This window comes from Affinirhizobium helianthi, from assembly GCF_042680945.1.
GTDB classification, from domain to species: domain Bacteria; phylum Pseudomonadota; class Alphaproteobacteria; order Rhizobiales; family Rhizobiaceae; genus Neorhizobium; species Neorhizobium helianthi.
In genome coordinates this window covers 1-1,504 of the sequence record NZ_JBHUEQ010000024.1, presented here as the reverse complement: position 1 = coordinate 1,504, position 1,504 = coordinate 1, and the positions used below count along the sequence as shown (strand labels likewise).

2 protein-coding genes are annotated in these 1,504 nt (G+C 57.4%); both read right to left on the bottom strand.

Going from position 1 to position 1,504, the window contains the following annotated elements; all coding sequences use genetic code 11:
• Positions 1-109 precede the first annotated feature (109 nt).
• The gene (locus ACFSE1_RS13515) at positions 110-973 is read right to left on the bottom strand and encodes an SDR family oxidoreductase (RefSeq protein WP_377402233.1); all 864 of its coding nucleotides are present in this window, start codon (positions 971-973) and stop codon (positions 110-112) included.
• Positions 970-1,416, bottom strand: coding sequence for a MarR family winged helix-turn-helix transcriptional regulator (locus tag ACFSE1_RS13510; protein ID WP_377402236.1), 447 nt, complete (start codon positions 1,414-1,416; stop codon positions 970-972). Before ACFSE1_RS13510 ends, ACFSE1_RS13515 begins: the two co-directional genes overlap by 4 nt.
• Positions 1,417-1,504 lie beyond the last annotated feature (88 nt).

Below are 1,504 nucleotides of genomic sequence, written 5' to 3'. Positions count from 1 at the left end.
GCAATCGCATTCAGAATCATGGGCTCGCTCCGCTACATTGGGAGCGGCAATTTCTCCGCTGGTGGTCGACAGGCCGTTAACCAAGAAAATTTGCGACAAGCCCGGTGTATCAGTTGCTGGGGACGAACTCGTCCCGGTGGTCCCGAACGAAGTCTGTGAAGCTTTTTGGCTCCCTCCCGGTCAGTCGCTTGATCTCGAACGTGGGATCGATATCGTGGTGACCGGCGACAACATCCGAGAACTGAGCAATCAAGCCATTAGCCATCCAGCGGGAATTGCCGGTCAGGCGAAGAATGAGTTTGAAGATCGGGTTTGGCAGATCGAGATACCGCACCTTGCGTCTCGTCACCTCAGACAGGCGTGATGCAGCCTCCTTCATGTCCAATGTTTCTGGACCGGTCAGGAAATAGGTCGCGTGGTTGTGACCTTCCTCAGTCAGAACCCTTGCAGCAACGCGCGCAACGTCGCGGGTGTCCACCCAGGAGACAGATCCCTTGCCGGCGATCTGGGGCAGGAAACCCTTTGCGATCGCATCTTTGAACCAGAAAAAGTTCTGCATGAAGGCAGTGGGTTTTAAAATGGTCCAGCCCATCCCCGCATCGCGCAAGTGATGGTCGATGAGCGCGTGCGATTTTGCCCAGGGTACCGTCGACCGAACATTACCATCTGATGCGGAGATCTTCACGATCCTCGCGACGCCTGCACGCTTGGCCGCATCGATTGCCGCTGTTTCCTGGGCGACCTGATCGGGTGTAGGGGGCGTAATCAGAAAGAGCCGGTCACAGCCTTGCATTGCGCCATCCAATGTTTCCGGACGGTCGAAATCGCCAAGCACGGCCTCTATGCCGTCTTGGTTAAAGCGCTCTACCTGTTCCGGCTTGCGGCATAGTGCTCGGAACGGTACGCCAGCATGCCCGAGCAGCCTACAGACTTCGCCGCCGATGCCTCCGGTGGCTCCAGATACTAGGATCATGAGGATATCTCCTTTTGTTCAGGGGATTGGGACTGAGGTTGGGCGAGCCAGTCGGATATGGTCCGGCCCATCTCCTCGAGCGTTTTGATCGCTTCCCTAAGACGGTCGTTGCCGATCTTGTTCGAGATTGCTTGGTCAAGTGGTGCCACAACGTTTTCGGCAGCCGTGACGGCTTTGAGACCCGCTGCGGTCAAGACAACGAGCTTTGCGCGGCGATGGTGCGGGTTGGGCTGGAATTCAATAAGTCCCTTTTTCTCCAGGACGTCGACGATGCGCTGGACTGCCTGCCGAGTCAGGCCCATATTCCGGGCGATTGATGCGGCGGGAAGCGGGACTGGCGAATAGCGCAGTGCTCCGAGCACCTGCCACCAGGCACTGGTCAGCCCCAGATGCGCCACAAGCTCGTTCCCGGCGCTGATCAGCCTTCCATTTGCTGCGAAAATGGTGAGAGCTAACGCTTGTCTTATGATTTTCGTGCTTCTCCATGAGATAAAGAAGCGCCGGCTTGGGTTGCAGCCCCATGCCGGCGAT

Bases quoted from the DNA above. Each gene is read 5' to 3' on its own strand.
- ACFSE1_RS13515 (WP_377402233.1), bottom strand. From the start codon at position 973: ATGATCCTAGTATCTGGAGCCACCGGAGGCATCGGCGGCGAAGTCTGT.